Origin of the sequence: Enterococcus sp. 3H8_DIV0648 (assembly GCF_002140655.1) — a bacterium.
Taxonomy (GTDB): Bacteria; Bacillota; Bacilli; order Lactobacillales; family Enterococcaceae; genus Enterococcus_A; species Enterococcus_A hulanensis.
Window position 1 is genome coordinate 1666783 of the sequence record NZ_NGLG01000001.1, and the last position, 20127, is coordinate 1686909.

Here is a 20127-nt window from a genome sequence, read left to right on the forward strand (position 1 = left end):
AATTCCTATCCTTTCTTCACTTTCTCAGCGATCCGTAATTTTGCACTTCTCGCGCGATTATTTTCTTGTAATTCCTCATCTGAAGGAATAATTGGTTTTCGATTAACTAACTTCAATATTGGTTGGAATTCTTCCGGCACCATCGGCAAGCCTGGCGGCATGTCTTTAGGTGTACTAAATTCTTTAAACATTGTCTTAACGATTCGATCTTCTAATGAATGAAAGGTGATCACGCTGACCCTTCCTTCAAGATCCAATATATCGATTGCTTGCTCTAACGAACTCTCAATCGCACCCAGCTCATCATTCACAGCGATGCGAATAGCTTGAAAGACCCGTTTAGCAGGATGTCCGCCTTTTCGTCTTGCCGGAGCTGGGATAGCCTCTTTGATTACGTCGACAAGTTCGCCAGTCGTTTCAATCGGCTTTTCAGCTCGCTTGCGTTCAATCAAACGGGCGATTTGTTTAGAAAATTTCTCTTCACCATAGCGAAAGAAAATTTTTACTAACTCATGATATGAGTAATCATTTACCACTTGGTAAGCACTCAATGAAGCGTCTTGATCCATCCGCATATCTAATGGTGCATCTTGATGGTAGCTAAACCCGCGTTCAGCTTCATCTAGTTGTGGAGAAGAAACACCTAAATCATATAAAATCCCATCAACTTTCGTCACACCTAAGAAATTCAACTCTGTTTTAAGTTCTCTAAAATTAGCTTTAACAAAGGTCACTTGTTTTTTTGCGACGTATTCATCTAAACGAACTTTCGCATTATTAATAGCTTTTTGATCTTGATCAAAAGCATACAGATGTCCATCTGCATTCAGCTGACTCAGTAGATATTCACTGTGACCAGCTCCACCTAATGTACAATCAACATAAATACCGTTGGGTTTGATTGCTAGACCATCAACTGTCTCGCGAAGCAAAACGGTTGTATGTTGAAAGTCTGTCATTGATAATCCTCTTCTCTAAAATCCAAAATCGACCATTGTTTCTGCAATGTCATCAAAACTAGCTTCTGTTTCTTTTGTAAATTCATTCCATCGTGCTTGATTCCAAATTTCAATACGGTTAGCTACACCAATGATCACACATTCTTTTTCAAGAGAAGCGTGGTTACGAAGTGACACTGGTATATTAATTCGACCTTGTTTATCAATCTCACACTCGGTAGCTGCGGAGTAAAAGAAACGAACAAATGCACGCGCATCTTTTTTAGAAAGCGGCATTTCATTCAACTTTGTTTCTAATTCGTTCCATTCGGTTAAAGGGTAACCAAATAAGCACCCATCCATACCACGGGTAACAACAAATTTTTCGCCTAATTGTTCACGTAACTTTGATGGAACGATCAATCGTCCTTTTGTATCAATGTTATGTTGAAATTCACCCATGAACATTTAGACTTCACCCCTTTTTACCACCGCATGAGATTAGTCTACCACAATCCCCCACAATCTACCACACCTGTCTCTTATACACATCTAGATGTGTATCAGAAGTAGCCATAATCTTTTCTTCTTTATAATAGATACTATCATCAACTACATAAACACCATTTGATAATTTTTCCCTCGTCGAAAAAGGAACAATCTGCGCGTTTGTCTGTTTGCTCATTTCCTGCAATTCTTCAGAATTCCAATTTAAAACCAAATAGTCATCAGCAGTCATATTTTCTTGAATTGCCCATTTGGCCGCAACATAATTTTTACGAGTTTTATGATAATCCAAATGAGCTTCGTAGATATTCGTAATAACAGCTATCTGCGGCTTGAATTCCCTGATGCCCATCAATTGAAAACTTGATAATTCCATAACGATATCATCATCCGCTGACGCTTTAGCAGCTACTTCACTAGCTGGAAAACCAATATTACCAGCCAAATGTGCTTTGCCTGCTGTCCGCTCTTGATTCAACAATAGACCGATCATGGTAGTTGTTGTCGTTTTACCATTCGTTCCAGTAATACCAACGATAGGACATTCTGCGACTTGATAGGCCAACTCCACTTCGGTCAAAATTGGGATATGCAATTCTTCGGCTTTCGCCACTAACGGATTGTCATAAGGGATACCAGGATTTTTTACCATCAATGAAAAATCTTCATCCAATAATTCAATCGGATGGTGTCCAGTGATTACTCGTACTCCTTGCTCTAATAAGCCTTGTGCTTCTGGATTTTCTTCAAAAGGCTTTCCATCATTTACCGTAACAAGTGCGCCCAAGTCATTCAACAACTTGGCCGCACTAAATCCACTCTTCGCTAATCCTAACACTAGTACTTTTTCATTTTCATATTGTTTGATTTGTTTCATTTCCTAGTCATCTCCTACAGTACGATCAATAAAACAATAATAGATGCAATCAATCCAATTGCCCAGAATACGGTATCTACTTTCCATTCCGACCAACCTGACATCTCAAAATGATGGTGCAATGGTGACATTTTAAAAACACGTTTCCCTGTCATTTTAAAGGAAGTGACTTGAATAATCACGCTTGCTGTTTCAAAAATGTAAACCAGACCGACTAATAGTAACGTCCACTCCTGATGTAAGACGATCGAAACGGCCGCTAATAGCCCGCCTAATGCAAGAGAACCGACATCACCCATAAAAATTTTTGCTGGTTTTTTATTATAAGGAAAGAAACCGACTAACCCGCCCATTACTGCCAGACAGATAATTAGAACTTCATACTGTTGCTGGTTCCACGCGATAATTCCATATGTTGCAAAAGAGATTGTTCCTAAACCGGAAACTAAACCATCTATCCCGTCAGTGAGGTTGACTGCGTTAGAGCTGTCTCTTATACACATCTAGATGTGTATATTACAGCGGTAATAAAGAGTTTTTTTAAAGTTTTTTTCAATTATAAGGCATTAATAACACTTGCGATAATCAAAATGAAGTAGACTAAAACCGACAACAAAAACGTTAAGCGCCAAAACATTTTAAAGAAGCGGCCGTACATGATTTCGCGATAGCGATAGGCTTGAAAAACAACTACACTAATGCCCAATAATAGAATAGTTAATAAAAAATATGGCACAGTGATATCTGGCGTTTTCAAATTGAAGCGTTGTTTTAATTTGAAAGTTGTTACGATATAATCAGACGCTAAAAAGACGATAATCGGAAAAATGTACCATAACAATAATATTGGTGAAAATGATGCCAACAAACACAGTCCTTCCTCTTCAAACTACTACCCTCACTATACTGCATTATCGTTACATTCGTGTTTCAATTCATTTAAAATATAAAGGATTTAGCAAGTTTTAACAATTGAATTCGCGATATTGACGCGAAAAGATTTCTTAGTATTCTTTAAAAGTTTTTTCAGTTATTTGCGGAGTTTTGAGAAATGAAGTATGATGGATTTGACATTTTTTTGAGGACGGTGACGGTATGAATAAAAAAAAATCCACGAGCACTTTTTCTAAAGTTACCAAGGTTGTTATTTGGACCATGTTAATTTTAACAATTGGTTCATTAGTTTTGAGTAGTCTACTAAGTATTATGTAAGCAAATAGCCGGAGCAGCAGCTCCGGCTATTTTTTGGCTAATTGCAATAATTCCTTCGCGTGTCTAACAGTCAAGTCTGTAATTTCAGTCCCAGCTAACATGCGAGCAATCTCTTCGGTACGTTCTTTTTCCGTTAATTCTTCCACTTTGGTCAATGTCCTGCCATCCACTATCTCTTTGCGAATAAAGAGTTGGTGGTCAGCCTTCGCTGCTACTTGGGGCAGATGGGTGATACAAAGTGCTTGTGAGTTCTTCCCAATTTGACAAATTTTATCTGCGATTGCTTGAGCTACGCGTCCGCTTACACCTGTATCTACTTCGTCAAATACAATACTCGTCAATCCCTGTGTTGTTGAAAAAATTGTCTTCAAAGCCAGCATGACCCGAGAGATTTCCCCACCTGAGGCTACTTTGACTAACGGCTTCAATGGCTCACCGGGATTTGTCGTTATATAGAATTCTGCTTCGTCAATTCCTTCAGACGCAAAGTTGATTTCTTTGAACTTCACTTCAAAACGAGCATTTTCCATATACAAGTCCTTTAATTCATTTTGGATAGCAGCTTCCAATTTTTTGGCCATTTTTTTTCGTGATACCTGTAATTTCACAGCCAATTTATGCAACTTTTCTTCCTTTAAAATCAATTCTTTTTCCAATTTTTCAAGTTTATCACCAGAAAAATCTGAATCTAAAAGTTCCTGACTGATTTTATCATAATAATTCAAAATAGCCTCAATTGAATCTCCGTATTTTCTTTTCAACTGATGAATCAATTCTAAGCGCTCATTAACCAAATCTAGACGCTCCTCGTCCAACTCTAACAGATCTAATTGACGACCGATTTCAGTGACCGCATCTTGCAATAGATAATAAGCACTGTGAACATTATCAGAAATATTTTCGTAATCCTTATCCAAGGAAGCAATCGTTTGGAGTTCTTGGCTAGCCGAACCGATCACATCTAATGAACTCGACTCTTCATTAGTCATTGCCTGGTAACTATATGAAAGACTATCAACGATTTTTTGATAATTCGTAAGTTTTTCACGTTCTTCTACTAGGCGCTCTTCCTCGCCAAAAGATAGTTCTGCATTTCCGATTTCTTCTTGTTGAAAAGTTAACATGTCGATCCGTTGAACAAAGGATTGTTCATTTTGTTTAAATTTCCTTACTTGATTCACCAAATTATTGTAGCTTCGATAAGCTGCTTGATAGACAGTTTTTAACTCTTGAAAATCTGCATCACCAAAACTATCTAAAAGTCGTAAATGGGATTCTGGATGCATCAATTCTTGATGATCGTTTTGCCCTTGAATGTCAACTAGGAATTGGCCAATTCGTCGCAAATTCGCTAAGGTAACAATTCTTCCATTCACTCGTGAAACGCTTTTCCCCGAAATATTCAGATCTCGTTGGACAATTAATCCAGCTTCGTCAACTTCAATTCCAAGTTCTTCCATTAATAATTGAAACTCTTGCTGCTTTGGTAAATCAAAGAGACCTTCGACTAAGCATTTATCGCTGCCTTGACGAATATACTCCATTGAAGAACGAGTTCCTGCCAGCAAACTAACCGCATCAATAATAATTGATTTTCCGGCACCAGTCTCACCAGTCAAGGCTGTCATTCCGTCAGTAAAGCCTAAATGCAATGAAGAAATGATCGCAAAATTTTTGATTGTCAGTTCTTGCAACATTTTTTATATTCTCCTTTTAATGAGACATACTAAACATTCTGACTTTTCTCAGTGATGTCCTGTTGGATACGCATAGCATCTTCCTCAGTTCGCGCTATCATCAAGACACTATCATCATCATTCAAAGTCGTAAACAAACTCTTCATAAATTGCTTTTCTAATAAATTTGCACATGCTGAAGCATTTCCCGGTAAAGTTTTGACGCTAATGAACTTTTCCATGCGATCAACGGCAATCACTGCTTCTTTTAAAAGGTCAGTTAACTTTTCGTTCACATCTTCTTGCTCTTTACGGGGAATACTGTAGCGATAACCACCATTTTGTGCAGGAACTTTGATTAACTTCATTTCCTTGATGTCTCGTGAAATTGTTGCTTGAGTTACCGTCACACCTTGTTGCGCAAGAATCTCAACAAAATCTTCCTGTTTCTTCACATCATGCTCACTCAATAACTGAGTAATAATACGGTGCCGCTCTTTTTTACGCATTTCTTCTCCTCCAATTATTTATCTAGTTGTTGATGTGCTTCCGACACAACTGTTTCTAAATTAATTTCTGGATTTAATACACCCGTTTCCGCTACTTTTTTCAAATGGGCCAGAAATTCAATATTTCCTTCACCGCCAGTAATTGGAGAAAAAGTTAATTCTTGCACATCAAATCCATGTGATACAGCAAAATCTGTAATCTCTTCTAACACCATCAAATGGATTTTAGAATCTTTAATAATCCCTTTTTTCCCAACATATTCTTTTCCAGCCTCGAATTGTGGTTTGATTAATGCAACCACATCTCCATTCTCTGTTAGGATTTCATGTAATGGTGGTAGAATTAATTTCAAAGAGATAAAGGAAACATCAATTGTCGCAAAATTTGGCTGTCCTTGATCAAAGTCAGCTAAATTAGAATAGCGGAAGTTCGTTCGTTCCATTACAACTACTCGTTCATCTTGTCGTAATTTCCATGCCAATTGGTTATACCCAACATCTAAGGCGTAACTTAATGTTGCACCATTTTGTAACGCGACATCTGTAAACCCACCCGTAGAAGAACCGATATCTAATAAAATTTTTTGCTCGATATCTACATCAAATTCCTTCAAAGCTTTTTCCAATTTCAACCCACCACGAGAAACATACGCTAAACGTTGACCTTTTATTTGTAAAATCGTCTCTATTGAAATTTTTTCACCTGGTTTGTCTAGACGTTCATTTTTTTGATCATAGACCAAGCCAGCCATTACGCCGCGTTTCGCCTTTTCTCTAGTTTCAAAAAGTCCCTGATTAAAAGCTAACACATCGACACGTTCTTTTTTCATGTTGTCCCCTACTTTTTTAATAGATTTAGTTTTCAGCCGACATATTTTACTTCTCCAAGGTAAAAAGCGCTAGTAATTCTTCAAATATTTCAGGTTGAAATTCCGTTGCTTCCATTAATTGTTGAATCGTGGTTTCCGCTTGTCCTAATTCATCAGCTAATGCTTGTTTAGCACCTTCAATTCCTAACAATGCTGGGTAAGTACTTTTATCTGATTTTTCATCCTGACCAACCTGTTTACCTAATTCTTCGGTGGTACTTACAACATCTAATAAGTCATCACGAATCTGAAAAGCTAATCCGACATGACCACCAAGTTTTTCAAGAAGTTCAATCACATACTCAGTCTGATTTGCCAAAATTCCCCCAGCTACAAAAGCATAAGTTAAAAGAGCACCGGTTTTTCCGCGATGAATTGCTTTTAAATCCTCTAGAGGAACATGATGCTTTTCTGCAGCCATATCCCCTGCTTGGCCTGCAACCATGCCGCTGATACCAGCAGCTTTAGCTAATAACTGTATCAATAATACATTCTCTGCTGAATCTAAAGTTGTCTCACTAATTAATTGAAAAGCCCCAGTTAAAAGTCCATCGCCAGCTAAAATTGCTAAGGCATCTCCAAAAATTTTATGATTAGTTGGTTTTCCACGACGTAAATCATCATTGTCCATCGCTGGAAGATCATCATGGATCAATGAATAGGTGTGAATCATCTCAAGTGCTCCAGCAGTTTGATAAACAGGAACTGTCAATTCTTTTTGAAAAGCTCGCACAGTGGCTAAAACAATCAACGGGCGAATTCTTTTACCACCTGCTTCAATTGAATAAAGCATACTCTTCTTTAGTTCTTCATGAGTGGTGCAAGTGCTGATAAAATCGATGACTTCTTTTTCAACTTTAGGCAATTCTTCAGCAGAAAGCTGCTGTAACATTTAGGCTTCCTCCTCACCAGTAAATGGCACTTCTTCATCTTCACTCATCATTTTAGTTAATGTTTTCTCTGCTTTTGTCAAAGTATCCTGACATTGCTTGCTTAAAACCATTCCTTTTTGAAAAGCTTCTAATGCTTCTTCTAGCGGAACATCGCCGCGTTCTAACTGTGTTACGATAGTTTCGAGTTGAGCAATTGATTCTTCAAAGGTTGTATTTTCCATTATTTTGTTCCTTTCTCAATTTCAATTTCTAAAACGGATGCTTTTACGGTACCATCGGTAAAATGTACCGTCATTTCTTTTTCTTTTAAATCTTTTACCGAGCGAATCACGTGATCATCTTGAGTCGTATAAGTAAAACCACGTCCCATCGTTTTCAATGGACTTAGCAAATCAAGGGATGTGATTGCTTGTTGAAGGCGTCGCTGTTGATTTTCTAAGTAATTCTGCATTTGCTGCTGTAAACGTTCTTGCAAATAGTCCATTTGTTGCTGTGCTTGTTTAACACGATTAATAGGATTGGCTTGGGCTAAGCGATTACTATACTGCATCAATTCTCGCTCACGTTGATTAACTAAGACAGTCATATTCTGCTGTAACTGTTGGATTAATCGATCTAATTGAACGCTTTGGGCTTCATACAAGCGATTTGGTTGTCTAAAAATGTATGATTGCTGTAATCGTTCAAAACGCTCTTTTTTTCGTTGCAATTGATATAAAAAAGCTTGTTCCAAACGTGCCTGCTTTTCTTTTATTCGTAAGATTTCTTCTGATAAAACCGGCACAGCTAATTCCGCAGCAGCCGTTGGCGTGGCTGCACGAACATCTGCCACTAAATCAGCTATCGTCGTATCAGTTTCATGACCAACTGATGAAATTATCGGTATGGGAGAAGCAACTATCGCTCGTGCGACTATTTCTTCATTGAAGGGCCACAAATCTTCGATTGATCCTCCGCCACGTCCAATAATCATAGTATCGAAATCTAAGTTTTCGGCTTTTTTAATATTTTTAACGATATCAGCCGCGGCTTTATCCCCCTGTACAAGCGTTGGGAATAGTACCAACTGTGTGATTGGATAACGACGTTTCACTGTCGTGATGATATCGCGAATAACAGCTCCGCTAGAACTTGTTATCACGGCTATTCTTTTAGGATAGCGCGGCAATGGTTTCTTAGGTTGTGAAAACAGACCTTCTTTATCCAACTTTTCACGCAGTTCTGCAAGTGCTTGGTATAAAGCGCCGACACCATCGGGTTCCATATGATCAATATAGATTTGATACATCCCGCTTGCTTCATACAAAGCTACGCGCCCAACGACTAAAACCTTCATACCTTCTTTAGGAGTGAACTTCAGCTTTTGGAAAGCTCCCTTGAACATGATCGCGTTGATTTTTGAACGTTCATCCTTCAAACTGAAATACTGGTGATTATTCGGACGCATGCGGAAATTTGATATTTCCCCGGTCAAATAGACCCGCTCTAAATAGGGGTCTACATCGAATTTTCGTTTAATATATTTGTTTAAAGCACTGACAGTTAAGTACTCTTGTGCCATTTAAACACCTCTTTACTATTCGTGATTCAACACTTGTCGTTCGCAACATTCTACTGTTTGTTGCATTAACATTGTAATGGTCATAGGACCTACACCACCAGGAACAGGCGTGATGTAGCTGGCAATCGGTTCAACTTCATCAAACTTCACATCGCCGATTAACTTGCCTGCTTCATTACGGTTCATACCAACATCGATTACAACTGCTCCCGGCTTAACAAACTCTTTCGTAACAAAATGACCTTTACCGATTGCTACGACTAAAATATCTGCTTTGCTAGCAACTTTTGCTAAATCTTCAGTTTTCGAATGGGTTAATGTTACCGTTGCATCAGCACCTAGGAGTAAGATCGCCATTGGCTTACCGACAATATTGCTGCGTCCAATCACAACCGCTTGTTTCCCAGCTAATGGAATATCATATTCTTCAAACATTTTCATAATACCGTATGGTGTACAAGGAATCGTATGCGGCATCCCTGCAAATAATCGACCCATGTTCATTGGATGGAACCCATCAACATCTTTTAAGGGATTGATTGCAAGGAGCACTTTTTCTTCATCAATATGTTCTGGTAATGGCAACTGCACTAAAATCCCATGAAATTCATCCGATTTATTGAAATAGTCAATTTCTTTAATCAAATCAGCCTCTGTGATTGTTTCAGGGTAACGCTTTACTTCAGAATGAATTCCGATTTTCTTCGCTGCCCGCTCCTTATTTCTCACGTATATTTGACTAGCGGGGTTCTCTCCGACCAATAATACGACTAAACCTGGATGAACACCTTTTTCTGCCAATGTTTCAACTTGTTTTGCTGTTTCTTGTTGAAGTTTTTCTGCTAATTCTTTACCGTTAATAATTTGTGCCATATTCATTCCCCGCTTCTTTCTCTATATAGTTTAAATGAAGCTGGGAAAAATAGCTTTATCAGCTATTTGCCCCAGCTTCATCGATCTCTTTCATTACATTAGATAAGATACCATTGACGAACTTTCTTGATTGGTCATCACTGAAAGTTTTGGCTAATTCGATTGCTTCATTTAGAACCACTCGATTGGGTACTTGAGTGTTATACAACATCTCATAAATTCCTAGTCGTAAGATAATCAAATCCATTTTTGCAATTCGTTTAATCGACCAGTTAGAACGTAAATGTTTTTGAATAATCTCATCTAGTTCTGCTTGGTGTTCTACGACTCCGCCAACTAACTCATCAAGATAAACTGGAACAAAAGCTTCTTCGTCTTCACTGACGAACTCTTGTTGGTCAATACTCAATGCATGGTTAATGGCATCTTTTTTCGTTAATTCTTGGTTAACGTCTAATGGGAATAACGCCTGTAAGGCTTTTTCCCGAATCTCGTGTCGTGATAATTCTTTACTCATTATTTTCCTCTTCATCATTGAATAATTCTTCTAGGGTTGGTTGTTCTAATTTTTCAGCAACAACACCAACTACATGGATGTTTACTTCACTTAAAGCTACATCTGTCATAAACAAAACCTGTTGTTTTACTCGTTCTTGCATGGCCATAGCCACTTTTGGTACAGAAGTGCCGTAGTCAAAGTAAGAATAGATATCGACTTTCAAACCGTCTTCATCATTTTTAAGATAAACACCTTTTCCGTGAGCTGCTTTACCAAGCAACTCATTCACGTTGCTGGCTAAAGAGCCACGCATGCCATAGACACCATCGACTTTAGAAGCCGCGATTCCGATAATTACTTCGATCACTTCTGGTGCTGTCTCTTATACACATCTAGATGTGTATAAGAGACAGGTTCAGGACTTTCGCCTAAAACCAAATTTTTTTCATCTGCCATCTTACTCTCTCCTTATTACTCCAATGTACTTATCTTTTCTATAAGAAAAAATAAGTCTGATGTTCATGTATCTTCATTAGATATATTTTTATAATTAGCTAACTTCTTGGAACACAGGCTATTTAAGCTCGGGACACATAACTTCCATCTTGTGTGTTAACAATCAGTTTGTCTCCTTGATTTACGAAAAATGGCACGTTGACTGTCAAGCCAGTCTCCATCACAGCAGGTTTTGAGCCGCCTGACGAAGTATCACCTTTAATGTTTGGCTCCGTTTCTGCAACTTTTAATGTTACCGTGTTTGGAAGGTCAACACCTAAAACTTCATTGCCATACATAATAACCGTTAACTCTGTATTTTCTAATACGTAAAGCATTTCTTCTGCCACTTGTTGTTTGGGCATTTCGATTTGCTCATAGCTTTGCATATCCATGAAAACATAATTATCTCCGTCATCATAAAGATACTGCATTTTTTTATTGTCAATTTGAGCTTTCGCTACTTTTTCGCCCGCACGGAACGTTTTTTCTTGCACAGCTCCAGTACGCAGATTTTTAAGTTTTGAACGAACGAAGGCCGCACCTTTACCTGGTTTCACATGTTGGAAATCGACTACGCGCCAAATGCCGCCGTCCACCTCGATAGTCAAACCAGTTTTAAAATCGTTTACTGAAATCATGATACTTCCTCCTAATTCAATGAAAGGTAATCAATGGATTTTTATGTCCAGTAAAATTGATTACCTGCACGTTGCACCATCTTTACAGATTTGGTTCTAGTTTATCATTTCTTGTTTACTTACGCTACCACTACTCGATCACGGCTAGTTCTTTTTAATGAAACTATTTTTTAAGACGTTCATTGCCCTGATCTTACTATATAATAATCAATTCTTTCGGTGAGTGCGTTAAAATCCGATTGCCCCCAGCTAAAATCACTAGGTCGTCTTCGATCCGGACACCGCCAAGACCAGCTATATAAATACCTGGTTCGTCAGTAATAATGCTGCCGACTTTTAAAGGTTCATCATTGAAACGAGTAATGTTTGGTCCTTCATGAATTTCCATCCCAATACCATGCCCCGTAGAGTGACCAAAAGCCTCGCCATAGCCAGCTTCAGTAATAAAATCTCGGGCTATTGCATCCAGTTGTGCACCGGTAACTCCAGCTTGCGCTACATCAATAACTTTTTGTTGTGCCTCTAACACAATTTGATAGATGTCTTTTAACTGCTGTCCCGGATCACCTATTGCAAAAGTACGTGTGATGTCTGAAACATAACCTTGATAGACACAGCCAAAATCAAGCGTGATCAAATCGCCTTGCTCGATCGTTTTTGTACTAGCAACACCATGAGGCAAAGCAGAACGAACTCCACTAGCTACGATCGTATCAAATGACGTTCCCGTTGCACCCAGCGAGCGCATAAAGAAGTCTAATTGGTTTGCAACCTCGATTTCTGTCATTCCCGGACGAATCATTTTTAAAACATGCTCAAATCCTTCATCAGCTATTGTACAAGCCTTCTCAATGATGGCAATTTCTCCATCGTCCTTCTGCTCACGCAACGTTTCAATCAAACCGCTAGCCGGAGCCAATTCCGCATCAATTACTTCTTCAAAAACAGAGTACTCAGCATAAGTCATGAAAGCATCCTCAAACCCAAGGACGTTGATACCTTCACTTTCCATCAGCTTGATAATTTCTCCTACGACATCTCCTTGTTGTTGGACGATCGTCATCGCTTGAACTTGCTCACCGGCTTGCTCAGTGTAACGAAAATCAGTAATAAAAAAAGCTTTTTCTAAAGTAATAAATGCTAAGCCTGCTGTTCCTGTAAAATTTGTCAGATAGCGAAGGTTCGCTGGACTCGTTACTAAGTATGCATCGATTACTTCTTTTTTCATCAATGCACGTAATTTTTCAATTCGTTTTATCATTCTTATCACCCACCCTCCATTATAACAAAGAGTTTCAAAAAGCAGAACGAACACGACTAGAAAAACAAAAAAGACTACTTTTGAACACAAAAAAACAGAAGCCTTTTTCAAGCTTCTGTTAATTAAATCTTATCGTCGCCCTGTTAAAAATGAGGCAACTGCCACAACGACTACTGCCCCTAGAATCGACGGTACTAGAGCCATTCCTGCTAAGTGAGGACCCCAATGTCCGAAAATCGTTTGACCGATATACGATCCTGCCAAACCCGCAATAATATTAAAGATACATCCCATTTGCTTTCCTCGTCCAGAAAGGCTTCCGCCGATCGCTCCGATCACGGCACCTACTATTAAAGTCCAAATCATAATTATCCCTCCATTTTTAAATGTAGCAAAATCCTTTTTTTATTCCTAAAACAAAAGCGTCAATCGCAAATGTCAAGTACCTAACCATAGTTTATCCAAAAAGTTTCGCAGTTGTGAAACTTATAAAAAGACTGATATGATCGCTTTTATGCCTATGTAAGCGGCTAATCCGAGCAATTAAAACGCTTTTTCACGACTACCTGTGAATAACTTTTTATTCAATTAAATCTGATCGAAGTTTCACCCTGTTTTTCTCCCAATCTATCCTATCTAAATGATAGGGAAAATTTCCACTTAATGAATAACTTCCGTTTTCAGGCACATTGGTTTTGTTCATCCTTGCATTGCCTTTGGCCAAATAACCTGTTCCCAACTTTAGCATATCTTTTAAGTTGAGATTGCTGCCTGAATGCTCTTTGACTGTTACATAATTATTGGTGATAGCAGACAAACTCGGACGAACCGTTTTGCGTTTCATCAAGCGAATAATATCTTCTTGCCGTTCAAATACATCGATGCGACCATCCTGATCAATCTGATAGCTGATGTAAGCATCAATTTCATCCAACGTTAGCCGCTGTTCGCCTTTTATAAACTGCTGTCCATTTTTTAAAGCAATAAAGTCTTTGTAGACTGTTACTGGCATTTTTCCATCCTCATCGAGACCTGCTTCTTTCACACCAAGCAAACTGTCTTCTTTTTTTAGGATTAGATATTTTTTTACTTCTATAGAAAAGGCAACTGAAAAATAAGCTAAAAACTTTTCAATTGGCACTTGCGTGTACAATTCACCAAGTGTCAGTTTCTGAATTTTTATTTCAGGCGAGACCCGCAACAGACTATTTACTCCGCTGGTCAAATCATAAACAAAAAAACTTGAATACTCTTGGTCATCAAATACAAATAAAACTTTCATGACGATCTTCCTCTCTGAAATAAGTTTATTAAAGATTGAAAGAAAAAACATCCGCCGTAAGTCTGAGGTTTAAACGCAAAAAACTTTCGATAGATTGCTATCGAAAGTTTTTTTGTATTTACTCTACATATTGAGTGTCATTGATTTTATCTACAGAGTATTTATTGTCATGGTACTTAAGTGTAGTTACACTGCAGTTATCAATTGCCTCTCCTTGATATTCGCCAGGAACTAACATCTCTAATAAAGTAGGAATCATACTGCCAGAAGAAACGATTAATACATTCTTGGCCTTTTTCTTTTTCGCGTTGGCAACTACTTTATCCATAGCAGCTTGACCTCTTGTAGTGATTTCTTCGTACGTTTCCGCTACTTTTAATGGATCACTTTCTGCTATGGCGTCCGCTACACCCTCATCGCCTAAATTGTTCACCAATTTGTCATAGTCAGTCCACTCTTCATCGAACTTAAGACCATTTGCCTCAAAGATTGGTGTCCACATCTCTGCATTTGTTTTCCCTTCAAAGCCGCCGTAATTCCATTCTTTAAAACCATCGTGTTCGCTTATTTTAGGCGTCTTATTTTTGTTTTGCGCAAGAATCAATTTCGCTGTATTTCTTTGACGACCTAAATCACTTGAATAAGCCAAATCAAATTTAGTATTTTTCAATCCTTTGCCTACTTGCTTCGCTTGTTCGATCCCTTTATCGGTCAACGGTGAGTCCGCAAAGCCTTGGACCTGACCGGTTGTGTTGAAAAAAGTTTTCCCATGACGAACAAGATAAATCGTTATTTCGTCCTTTTTGTCTGCTGCTTTTTCCTTCGCCTGAGCAGAAATCCCACTAGTCAGGCTAAGTCCTAGTAATGCAACGAATAATAATCGTAAAATTTTTTTCATTCCTATAACTCCTCCCCATTGCTCTTGATAACTTTTTGATACCAATCAAAGGAATCTTTTTTAGAACGTTCTAAACTTCCTTTACCCTCGTTATCTAAATCAACATATATGAACCCGTATCGTTTACTCATTTCTCCCGTAGTTGCACTGACCAGATCAATTGGTCCCCAAGTTAGATATCCAAAGCATTCTACATAATCTTCTTCTACGGCTTGCTTAACTGCCTTAATGTGTTTTTTCAAATAGTCGATACGATAATCATCGTGAATCGCTCCATTTTCTATTTGATCGACAGCACCTAAGCCATTTTCAGTAATTATGATTGGCAATTCATATTTTCGATACAAGTAATTCATCACATAACGAATTCCCGTTGGATCAATACCCCAACCCCATTTTGATTGTTCTATATGAGGATTTTGAATACCACCGAACAAGGCTGTTTCTGCCTCAACTGGTGTGTTCGGTTCTGAAATGCTGGACATGTAATAATTCAGACCAATAAAATCGATCGAACCTTTAGCAAAATCCTCTACATCATTTGGTTGATTTTCTAAATCAATATTCAATGATTCATATTGCTTCAATTTATATTTAGGAAATTTGCCATTACACATAGCATCAACTTGATAGTAATCTCGATCGTTGTCTAAAAATCCTTTCAAGACATTATCAGGCTGGCAATCATATGAATAGATTGGATTCAATCCGAAAACGCAGCCGATTTTGTTTTTTTGATTGATTGTTCGTCCTAAACGAGCCGCCTTAACACCTGCTAGAGTCATGTTGTATCCGATTCGCGCTAAATCTTCTGCAGGATTTTTCATCTCACTATATTTTAGACCAGCAATTAAGTAGGTAAAGATATCCGATTGCTCGGACTGCGGATCAAGATGATTCATCTCATTAAAGGTGATCCAATATTTTACTTTGCCGTCATAAGCGCGCATAACTGTTTCGCAATAATGCAGATAAAAATCGATGACTTGCCGATTTTTCCAAGAACCATATTTTTGAACTAAATAGATTGGCAGCTCAAAATGATAAAGTGTCACGATCGGTTCAATCCCATTTGTTAGCAGTTCATCAATAACTTTCTCATAGTAATCAAGTCCATTTTGATTTGGTGTTTGTTCATCACCATTAGGAAAGATCCGTGACCAATCGATCGAAATACGTAATGCGTTGAAGCCCATTTCTTTAAATAATTGGATGTCTTCTTTGTAATGATGATAAAAATCGATCCCTAGATGGGAAGGATAATCTAGCTTGGGATCAATCGATTCAGTAATCAGTCGCGGTTCTTTATTTGACCCTTTTGTAACAAAGTCCATAATCGCTGGTCCTTTGCCGCCTTCTTGCCAAGCTCCTTCACATTGATGGGCGGCGATGCTGCCGCCCCACAAAAAATCTTTTCTTAATGTCATAAACTGCTCCTTTTATAAAATCACTGTTAGTAATTCTTCGTCTTGATCATTGCCCGCTGAAATTACATCAAGGTAATCATTTGAATTTGTTACAACCACAATGATTACTGGATCAAAACCGGCTTCTTGTACTTTATCTGCTTGATATTTAGCTAAAATATCACCTTTTTTCACTTCTTGACCTTGCTCTACAAAGCCCTCGAAGTATTTTCCTTCCAGATTCACAGTATCAACGCCGATATGAATCAGCAGTTCTACACCGTTTTTAGTTTTGATGCCATATGCATGTTTAGTTGGAAAAGCAACCGTGACAGTTCCTTCAACAGGAGATACAATTGTCTCTTCGGCATTAGCAGGTAAAATACCGACACCTTTTCCTAATGCACCTGAGGCAAAGGCCTTATCACTGACTTCGCTCAATGGAATCGCTGTACCTTCAGCAATTTTTCCAATACAAATCTGCTTTAACCCTTGATTGCTTTCTAATGCTTCCACTAATTCTTTTTCTTCAAGTTCTTCTTCAGAAACTTCTTTTGGAATACCGACACCGTAAGCTACTGCTGCAGCACCGACAAAGCCAACAATGACACTGACCAACATCCAAATAAAATTGCTGGTCCCGCCAGCTAAATAAGTTGGCAAGGCAGCTAAGCCCCAAACAAATCCCATTGTTCTCACACCAGTTAAACCAGCGATCAATCCGCCAAGTCCACCGCCGATAATAACGGCTAAGAACGGTCGACGATATTTTACAAAGACACCAAAAACCGCTGGCTCTGTGATCCCCATTAAGGCACTAAAGCTTACTGTACCGAACATTTGTCGTTCATGACCCTTTTTCGCACGTAAGAAGTAGCCAAACATAGCACCACAAACCGCAATGTCAGAAATCGTTGCTGCGTGGTTGATGATTGGATCATAGCCTAATGTTCCCAAGAAATTCAACACGATTGGATAAGTAAAATTCGCTGCTCCTAAGACGATCAAGAATGGTTGGAACGCCGCGTACAGCATTACTACGATCCAGTTTCCGATTGTATTCATCAGTATGCTGAAGAATGCATTTACTCCGTCACCGATCAATGTTCCAATCGGGCCAAAAACTACTAAGATGACTGGGAAAGTCAAGACAAGCGACAAAGCTGGTACTAAGAAATACTGCAATCCGCTTGGAATGATTTTCTTCAGATATTTCGTCACAACACTTAAAAACCATACACCAAGTAAAATAGGAATAAATGTATTGGCATAACCAATCGTCGGTAAATTATAACCGAACAACTCTAGTCCTTTGACACCATCAATACTAGTTGAAAGTAGAGCCACCGCTAAGGCCATCGCTACATACTCATTCAGCTTCATTCGTTTAGCTGCGGAGGCCGCAATAAAGACTGGTAAAAAGTGGAAAACCCCGCCGCGTAATGTGTCAAAAATCATATAAGTTGAGCTGTCTTTTGAGACCAGCCCTGTTAATGAAATAATTGCCATAATGCCGGCAATCATACCTGCCGCCAGTAATACCTCAATAATCGAAGTCATTGTCTCCGAAATCATGACTAGAATCGATGAAGCGACACCCTTGATACCTTTTGCTTTTGGTTTTTCGGCTTCCTCACCGTCGGGCTTTAAACCAAGCATTGCCATGAATTCATTGTAAACGTCCGTTACATGTGTCCCAACGATGATTTGATACGCAACGTCATTGGAAACAACATCGATCACGCCATCTAAATTCTTGATTTCTTCTGTTTTAGCTAGACTGCGGTCATTTAGTGTCAAACGCAGGCGTGTCACACAGTGCGCGACTGCTTTGATATTATCTTTTCCGCCGACCAACTCGATCAGCTGCTTATTTAGTTTTTCATAACTCATTTTTTGTCCTCCATTCTTTCTGTCACACGATTGATATGAAGCATCAAATAGGTCTCTTCATTGATGGAAATTTCTAAATTAAATTGCGACTGCACGTAGATTTTCATTTTTTGAACAGCCTTAAAGGATTCTGGATACAACTGACAAACCTGTTTGTACAGTTCTAAGGTTTCTGATCCATCATTAAAAATTTCACCATCAATAATTCGCTGCACAAAATATTGCAGATGTGTGGTAAATCGCATATAGTTCGTTGATTGTTCATCTAGATTCACATTGAAATGATGCTCCACAATTGAAACCAAATCGCCTAATGTACGCATCTCCAATACATGATCCTTACGACCTTCGCGACTTTCCTCCATATTGACAAAGTGTAAACATAACGATACTGCTTCATCTTCAGGCAGCTGCAGCCCCTTTTGCTCTTCAATCATTTTTAATGCTTTAAGTCCAACTTTGAAATAATCCGGATAAAATCGTTTCGTATCCCAAATCAATGGACTCTTAATAAATTGCTGTTTCTCTACTCGTTTCAACAGGAACTCCAGGTGATCAAGAAGAGCCAAACTCAAATAGTCACTTGCTTTGATGCCAAGTTGTTCCTCCCCATAGGAAATAATTTTGCTGATCAAAAGAATATCGTTGGGGTCAGAATGAGATAATAAATAACTGAAATGATCCAACATATCAAAGGAATCGAGAATATACATTTTTTCGACTTCCTCTTCTGATATCTGCTGCCCCTTTTTCTTTTTGAAACCAATTCCTTTTGCAACGACGAAGACCTCATTTCCTCCACGCTTCACCAATGCAACGTTATTATTTAAGATTTGGCTGATCTTCATTTTTTCCTCCTTTCCAGAAAAAAAACCCAAGAAAGTATACAGTGAGACCTTGGTCTCCTGATTAGCTTCCTTGAGTTCTGCCTGATTATCTTCAGTAACATACTCACAATCATGACTCCAGCGCCATGATCGGTCTTTTCTCTTTATTATTTAATAACTTCATTCTAAGGGATGCGCATATGAATGTCAACGCTTTCTTCAAATGTTGCTAATTCTATTTTTTTAATGTATCGATTAACAAATAAAATCTTTTGTTATTTAAAACGAAATTGTTCCAACATTGATTGACTCAGTTAGCAAAATTATTAAACAGTGATACAATAGATTCTGAGAAAAGTTCCATGAAAAAAATATTTAAACAAAATCCTTAATGGAAAGGATCACAGGATGAATACGATTAGTTATGTTGTTCTAGCGATGCTTGTGCGTTCGCCTTTGACCGGTTACGAGTTGAAACGCTTCTTGAATCTTTTTTGGGAAGCCCATCATAGTCAAATCTATCCAACCTTAAAAGAGCTGCGAAAACAGGAGTTGATCGAGATCATCGATATTCCTGATGGTAAGCGAAAAATCTATGACATTACGCCAGCAGGAAAAGAATTAGTAAAGGAATGGGTCTTTACGAAGAGTCATGCGCCTTCTCAGAAGGATGAATTCTTAGCCAAAGTTTTTACGATTTCTGCTTTGGATCGAGATACATCGAAATTTTTGATCATGGAGCGAAAACAATATTTCCATGAGCAGCTTAACGAATATTCACAGGTTTTAGCCAGCGTGGAGGAATTAAGTGCGGAAGAACGTCGTAAAAATTTTGGCCGCGAGCTGATTCTTGAACGCAAGATTCGTCTATGCAAAGAAGAACTTGCTTGGTGTGCTTGGGCCGAAGAGAAAATCGATGAATACTTCAAATAGTAACGAGCAGAAACAGATCATTTGCGATCTGTTTCTTTTTTTCTGAAAATATATGTAAAAATATTTATGTAAATATT

At 38.4% G+C, this 20127-nt stretch carries 21 protein-coding genes and 3 pseudogenes; 2 read left to right on the forward strand and 22 right to left on the reverse strand.

The features are described from left to right. Positions 1–5: 5 nt before the first annotated feature. The 5 genes and pseudogenes from rsmH to A5875_RS07700 all read right to left on the reverse strand — a co-directional run bounded on the left by rsmH (position 6) and on the right by A5875_RS07700 (position 3190). Entirely contained in the window at positions 6–959 is a 954-nt protein-coding gene (gene rsmH, locus A5875_RS07680) for a 16S rRNA (cytosine(1402)-N(4))-methyltransferase RsmH (protein ID WP_088933051.1), read from the reverse strand. A gap of 15 nt (positions 960–974) precedes the next feature. Then, positions 975–1406: a division/cell wall cluster transcriptional repressor MraZ gene (mraZ, locus tag A5875_RS07685; RefSeq protein ID WP_088933052.1), complete on the reverse strand. Its 432-nt coding sequence runs from the start codon at positions 1404–1406 to the stop codon at positions 975–977. Between the two features lie 94 nt (positions 1407–1500). Next, a pseudogene (gene murD / locus A5875_RS07690) lies at positions 1501–2322 on the reverse strand (UDP-N-acetylmuramoyl-L-alanine--D-glutamate ligase); the annotation flags it as partial. A gap of 14 nt (positions 2323–2336) precedes the next feature. Beyond that, a pseudogene (gene mraY, locus A5875_RS07695) lies at positions 2337–2807 on the reverse strand (phospho-N-acetylmuramoyl-pentapeptide-transferase); the annotation flags it as partial. A gap of 71 nt (positions 2808–2878) precedes the next feature. Further along, positions 2879–3190, reverse strand: coding sequence for a DUF3397 family protein (locus tag A5875_RS07700; protein ID WP_088933053.1), 312 nt, complete (start codon positions 3188–3190; stop codon positions 2879–2881). 227 nt (positions 3191–3417) lie between these two features. On the opposite strand from A5875_RS07700, the gene A5875_RS07705 reads away from it, so the two are divergent. Beyond that, positions 3418–3534, forward strand: coding sequence for a DUF4044 domain-containing protein (locus A5875_RS07705; RefSeq protein WP_088933054.1), 117 nt, complete (start codon positions 3418–3420; stop codon positions 3532–3534). Between the two features lie 26 nt (positions 3535–3560). Here the strand turns inward: A5875_RS07705 and recN are convergent, their stop codons facing one another. The 17 genes and pseudogenes from recN to A5875_RS07790 form a co-directional block, all read right to left on the reverse strand. Beyond that, positions 3561–5231 carry a DNA repair protein RecN gene (gene recN / locus A5875_RS07710; RefSeq protein ID WP_088933055.1) on the reverse strand — a complete coding sequence of 557 codons (1671 nt, stop codon included), beginning with the start codon at positions 5229–5231 and terminating at the stop codon, positions 3561–3563. 29 nt (positions 5232–5260) lie between these two features. Continuing rightward, on the reverse strand, positions 5261–5719 hold the full coding sequence (locus tag A5875_RS07715; protein WP_088933056.1) for an arginine repressor: 459 nt from the start codon (positions 5717–5719) through the stop codon (positions 5261–5263). Positions 5720–5733: 14 nt separating this feature from the next. Continuing rightward, positions 5734–6549 (reverse strand): TlyA family RNA methyltransferase, encoded by an 816-nt coding sequence (locus tag A5875_RS07720; protein WP_088933057.1) that lies wholly within the window; start codon positions 6547–6549, stop codon positions 5734–5736. 46 nt (positions 6550–6595) lie between these two features. After that, positions 6596–7480, reverse strand: a complete 885-nt coding sequence (locus tag A5875_RS07725; RefSeq protein WP_088933058.1) for a polyprenyl synthetase family protein — start codon at positions 7478–7480, stop codon at positions 6596–6598. After that, a complete protein-coding gene (locus A5875_RS07730) occupies positions 7481–7702 on the reverse strand; it encodes an exodeoxyribonuclease VII small subunit (RefSeq protein ID WP_010740497.1) in 222 nt (73 codons plus the stop codon). It lies immediately after the preceding gene. Beyond that, complete coding sequence (gene xseA / locus A5875_RS07735; protein WP_088933059.1) at positions 7702–9042, reverse strand: exodeoxyribonuclease VII large subunit; 1341 nt, start codon at positions 9040–9042, stop codon at positions 7702–7704. Before xseA ends, A5875_RS07730 begins: the two co-directional genes overlap by 1 nt. Positions 9043–9057: 15 nt before the next feature. Then, positions 9058–9915, reverse strand: coding sequence for a bifunctional methylenetetrahydrofolate dehydrogenase/methenyltetrahydrofolate cyclohydrolase (locus tag A5875_RS07740; RefSeq protein WP_088934654.1), 858 nt, complete (start codon positions 9913–9915; stop codon positions 9058–9060). Positions 9916–9973: 58 nt separating this feature from the next. After that, the gene (nusB, locus tag A5875_RS07745) at positions 9974–10432 is read right to left on the reverse strand and encodes a transcription antitermination factor NusB (RefSeq protein WP_088933060.1); all 459 of its coding nucleotides are present in this window, start codon (positions 10430–10432) and stop codon (positions 9974–9976) included. Further along, positions 10425–10790 (reverse strand): annotated as a pseudogene (locus A5875_RS07750) (Asp23/Gls24 family envelope stress response protein); the annotation flags it as partial. The pseudogene A5875_RS07750 and the gene nusB, both read right to left, overlap by 8 nt. 202 nt (positions 10791–10992) lie before the next feature. After that, entirely contained in the window at positions 10993–11550 is a 558-nt protein-coding gene (gene efp, locus A5875_RS07755) for an elongation factor P (protein ID WP_088933061.1), read from the reverse strand. 196 nt (positions 11551–11746) lie between these two features. Beyond that, positions 11747–12811 carry a M24 family metallopeptidase gene (locus tag A5875_RS07760; protein ID WP_088933062.1) on the reverse strand — a complete coding sequence of 355 codons (1065 nt, stop codon included), beginning with the start codon at positions 12809–12811 and terminating at the stop codon, positions 11747–11749. 129 nt (positions 12812–12940) lie between these two features. After that, a complete protein-coding gene (locus tag A5875_RS07765; RefSeq protein ID WP_088933063.1) occupies positions 12941–13177 on the reverse strand; it encodes a GlsB/YeaQ/YmgE family stress response membrane protein in 237 nt (78 codons plus the stop codon). 214 nt (positions 13178–13391) lie between these two features. Continuing rightward, positions 13392–14093, reverse strand: a complete 702-nt coding sequence (locus A5875_RS07770) for a hypothetical protein (protein WP_088933064.1) — start codon at positions 14091–14093, stop codon at positions 13392–13394. A gap of 118 nt (positions 14094–14211) precedes the next feature. Then, positions 14212–14991 carry a histidine phosphatase family protein gene (locus A5875_RS07775; protein ID WP_088933065.1) on the reverse strand — a complete coding sequence of 260 codons (780 nt, stop codon included), beginning with the start codon at positions 14989–14991 and terminating at the stop codon, positions 14212–14214. A gap of 2 nt (positions 14992–14993) precedes the next feature. Next, a complete protein-coding gene (locus A5875_RS07780) occupies positions 14994–16418 on the reverse strand; it encodes a family 1 glycosylhydrolase (RefSeq protein WP_088933066.1) in 1425 nt (474 codons plus the stop codon). A 12-nt stretch (positions 16419–16430) separates the two neighbouring features. Continuing rightward, the gene (locus A5875_RS07785) at positions 16431–18290 is read right to left on the reverse strand and encodes a beta-glucoside-specific PTS transporter subunit IIABC (RefSeq protein WP_088933067.1); all 1860 of its coding nucleotides are present in this window, start codon (positions 18288–18290) and stop codon (positions 16431–16433) included. Next, positions 18287–19138, reverse strand: coding sequence for a PRD domain-containing protein (locus A5875_RS07790; RefSeq protein WP_088933068.1), 852 nt, complete (start codon positions 19136–19138; stop codon positions 18287–18289). Before A5875_RS07790 ends, A5875_RS07785 begins: the two co-directional genes overlap by 4 nt. Before the next feature lie 387 nt (positions 19139–19525). On the opposite strand from A5875_RS07790, the gene A5875_RS07795 reads away from it, so the two are divergent. After that, complete coding sequence (locus A5875_RS07795) at positions 19526–20050, forward strand: PadR family transcriptional regulator (protein WP_088933069.1); 525 nt, start codon at positions 19526–19528, stop codon at positions 20048–20050. Positions 20051–20127 lie beyond the last annotated feature (77 nt).